Origin of the sequence: Methanoregula sp. (assembly GCF_002835825.1) — an archaeon.
Lineage (GTDB): Archaea > Halobacteriota > Methanomicrobia > Methanomicrobiales > Methanospirillaceae > Methanoregula.
This window is the reverse complement of the sequence record NZ_PIZH01000221.1, coordinates 1-3,835: the sequence shown is the minus strand read 5'-3', so window position 1 is coordinate 3,835 and position 3,835 is coordinate 1. Positions and strand designations below refer to the sequence as shown.

The window sequence follows — 3,835 nt, the reverse complement described above, 5'->3', positions numbered from 1 at the left end:
CATCGACCGCGTGGCGGGTCTCAGCGAACAACGGTACGGCTCCAGATACCGTCCAGCTCGAGGTCGCGGAGGTTTTTGGTCAGCGTGACCTGCGTGATCCCTGGAATACTCCGATGGAGTTAGCAAAACCGCAGAGGACTCTTCCGGAGAAACCAGAGGATCTCCGGTTTCCACTTGCCCCCGATAACAGAAATATACACGTGAAGAGACGCTGCTCCGGGTTCCGATTTCATAATGCGCAAAAATTCTCCATTAGTACATTTTCTGATGCTATATACATTTTTTTGTACTGCTTCATATTTCAGCGCACATCCCCAATGGAGGAGGCAGTACGAGCCGGACCGGTTGCGCCGCAGCCGGAACGGCGTACGGGAACTGTAAACGCCATGACAACAATCTCCGTCAACCCCGAATTATGTACTGGTTGCAGGACCTGCATCGATCTCTGCCCGTACTTCATCCTCACCATGAATAATACCACGGGAAATCCAGCGGCCGATCCCCTGCTTGCAGCTGCCTGCTGCCATTGCGGACACTGCATGGCAGTCTGCCCACAGGGAGCCATCACGGTCCGGTATGACAATGGCCGTCCTGCAGCTCTTGAATGCGAAGAAGAGCCCGTCACCCCCGGGCAGATCGCACGCCATTTCATGATGCGGCGGAGCGTCCGTCATTACAAACCTGAAACGGTCCCGCGGGAGACGCTGAACGCGGTGCTGGAGATTGTCCGGTATGCCCCAAGCGGCATGAACGGCCAGCCGGTCCACTGGACGGTCATCCGGGATCCCGGGGCAGTCCGCGATCTTGCCGGCGTGGTGATTGCGTGGGCCCGCGATAGCGTAAAGAACCAGCCGATGCACCCGCTGGCTCCCATTCTTCCGATGATCATCGGGAAATGGGAAAGCGGACGGGACCTCATCTGTCACGGGGCACCTGCGCTCGTCATTGCCCACGGCCCTAAGGACAACCCGAACCTTTCGATCGATTCGGTGATTGCGATGACGCACCTTGACCTTGCTGCACCGGCCTTTGGCCTTGGCACCTGCTGGGCCGGCTTTGTCCAGATTGCTGCCGATGCATCGCCGGATGTTGCCCGGGCGCTGCAGCTTCCGGAAAACCACCGGTCTTTTTGCGCAATGATGGTCGGTTACCCGAAATTCCCGTTCCCTCGTGTACCGCAGCGAGATGCCCTCAGGGTTACCTGGAGATAATCCACTTTTTTGTCATTCTTTCATCGGCATCATTCACCCGGACCGCCCGGCCCACAGAACATTCCCAAAGAGCCGAACGTCCGGTTCACAACGATTAATATCCTCAGGGTGAAGACACCACACAGGGAGGAGAAGCATGCCGGAGCCGGAGAAGAAGAAGGCCGAACTGAAGATCACGGGAATGACCTGCGCTACGTGCGCCGTCAATATCGAAGAGTCGCTTTCGCAGCTGAAGGATGTGACAAAAGCGCAGGTGAACCTTGGCACGGAAAAAGCGCATGTCGAGTTCGACCCGGAAAAAGTTTCGCTCTCAACACTGGAGAAAGCGGTGAAGGACGCTGGCTATGAAGTGGTGAACAGCGAGGTCACCATCAAGGTCGGGGGCATGATGTGCGCCACCTGCGTGGAGACAATCGAGGCTGCGCTCAGGGCACTACACGGCGTTGCAACAGTGTCGGTAAACCTCGGTACTGAGAAAGCGTATGTTACCTACAATCCCTCGCTCTCTGATCTGGCGGATATGAAGAAGGCAATCGAGGATGCGGGGTACCTGTACCTCGGGATCTCCGGAGAGGTGAGCGAGGAGGCGGAGAAGAAAGCCCGGGACGCCGACCTGCACGACAAGTTCGTCCGGTTCATGGTCGGGTTTGCGGTAAGCATCCCGCTGATGATCGCGATGTTTGTGCCGCTCCCCATTTCCATGCACACACTGTCGTATGTGATGCTGGTCATCGCAACGCCGGTCTTTGTCTTTGTCGCAGCCCCGATCTTCCGGGCAGCATGGATCTCGCTTGAGAACAGGAAACTCTCGATGGATGTCATGTATGCGATGGGGACGGGCGTCTCCTACGTCGCGAGCGTGATGGGCACCTTTTCGATCGTCCTCACGCACGAGTACATGTTCTACGATACAGCCATCATGCTCGCCGCGTTCCTGATGCTGGGCCGGTTCCTGGAGGCACGGGCAAAGGGCCGGACCTCGGACGCGATCAAGAAGCTCGCGGGGCTGCGGGCTAAAGTCGCGATCGTTGTCCGCGACGGGACCGAACGCGAGATGGCAGTCGAGGAGGTTGTGCCGGGCGATATCGTTGTGGTGAAGCCTGGCGCGAGCGTTCCCGTGGACGGCGTGGTTGTCGAAGGCGAGAGTTACGTCAACGAAGCGATGATCACAGGTGAGCCGGTGCCCCCGCTGAAGAAGAGCGGGAGCCATGTCGTGGGAGGGACCCTGAACACGAACAGCGTGCTGAAGGTCCGGGCGGAGAAGGTCGGGAAGGAGACCGTGCTTGCGCAGATCATCCGGCTGGTCGAGGACGCACAGGGATCGAAGCCGCCGGTCCAGCGGATCGCGGATGTTGCTGTTACCTACTTTATCCCGGCCGTCCTGATCATCGCAACGGTCTCGTTCCTGCTCTGGTATTTTGCTTTCCATGCAACCGCACTCTTTTCCCTGACTGCATTCATCTCCGTACTGGTCGTGGCCTGTCCCTGTGCGCTGGGGCTTGCCACGCCGACTGCTGTGACGGTTGGCGTGGGCCGTGGCGCCGAACTCGGGATCCTGATCCGGAACGGCGAGGCGCTGGAAGTTGCCGAGAAGGTGACGACCGTCGTCTTTGACAAGACCGGGACGCTGACCCGGGGAAAACCCGAAGTCACGGATATTGTTCCGGTCGGGATCAAGGAAGAGACGCTCCTGTCCCTTGCTGCAGCAGTCGAGAAGAACTCGCAGCACCCGCTGGCCGAGGCGGTTGTGCGGGCGGCTGAAAGCCGGGGCGTGAAAGCCGGTGAGGCAACCGGATTTGATACTTTCGGCGGGAGAGGGGTTGCAGCAACGGTTCTTGGCGAGATTGTGCTGGTCGGGAACCGTGCCTTCCTCGCGGAAAAATCCGTTGCCATTCCCGGTGAGATCGAGGCGCGGATCGTTTCACTCGAACAGGAAGGAAAGACGGTCGTACTCGTTGCTGCCGGCGGTGCCATCGCAGGCCTGATCGCGATTGCCGACAGCATCAAGCCAACGACACGAGATGCAATCGCCCGGCTCAGCGCTATGGGCAAGGACGTTACGATGATCACGGGCGACAACCGGAGGACCGCGGATGCGATTGCCCGGCAGGCCGGGATCAGCACCGTTATTGCAGAAGTCATGCCGCAGGACAAGGCCGCAGAGGTCCGGCGGTTGCAGGACAAAGGAGGGGTCGTTGCGTTTGTCGGCGATGGGATCAACGATGCACCGGCCCTTGCGCAGGCTGACGTGGGAATTGCCATCGGCAGCGGCACGGACGTTGCCATCGAGAGTGGGGATATCGTGCTCGTTCGGGACGATCTTGTCGATGCCGTCGCCGCAATCCAGCTCTCGAAGAAGGTGATGGGCCGGATCCGGGGCAACATCTTCTGGGCATTTGCGTACAATGTGGCGCTGATCCCGGTAGCCGCCGGTGTGCTGTACCCGTGGTTCGGCATCACGTTCCGCCCCGAATTCGCAGCGCTTGCGATGGCAGCAAGTTCTGTTACGGTTGTCACGCTCTCGCTCCTCTTAAAAAACTATATACCCGATGCAAAGAAAGGGAGGAACTGAGGTATTCTATGGCTATCGACCCCATCTGCAAGATGACTGTGGACGAGAAGAA

The 3,835-nt window shown here is 58.9% G+C and carries 3 protein-coding genes; 2 read left to right on the top strand and 1 reads right to left on the bottom strand.

Going from position 1 to position 3,835, the window contains the following annotated elements:
• Positions 1-20 precede the first annotated feature (20 nt).
• On the bottom strand, positions 21-107 hold the full coding sequence (locus CW742_RS08590) for a winged helix-turn-helix transcriptional regulator (protein WP_292419169.1): 87 nt from the start codon (positions 105-107) through the stop codon (positions 21-23).
• A gap of 279 nt (positions 108-386) precedes the next feature.
• On the opposite strand from CW742_RS08590, the gene CW742_RS08585 reads away from it, so the two are divergent.
• Positions 387-1,211, top strand: a complete 825-nt coding sequence (locus CW742_RS08585) for a nitroreductase family protein (protein WP_292419166.1) — start codon at positions 387-389, stop codon at positions 1,209-1,211.
• A 136-nt stretch (positions 1,212-1,347) separates the two neighbouring features.
• Positions 1,348-3,783: a heavy metal translocating P-type ATPase gene (locus CW742_RS08580; RefSeq protein ID WP_292419161.1), complete on the top strand. Its 2,436-nt coding sequence runs from the start codon at positions 1,348-1,350 to the stop codon at positions 3,781-3,783.
• Positions 3,784-3,835 lie beyond the last annotated feature (52 nt).

Bases quoted from the DNA above. Each gene is read 5' to 3' on its own strand.
- CW742_RS08585 (WP_292419166.1), top strand. From the start codon at position 387: ATGACAACAATCTCCGTCAACCCCGAATTATGTACTGGTTGCAGGACC.
- CW742_RS08580 (WP_292419161.1), top strand. From the start codon at position 1,348: ATGCCGGAGCCGGAGAAGAAGAAGGCCGAACTGAAGATCACGGGAATG.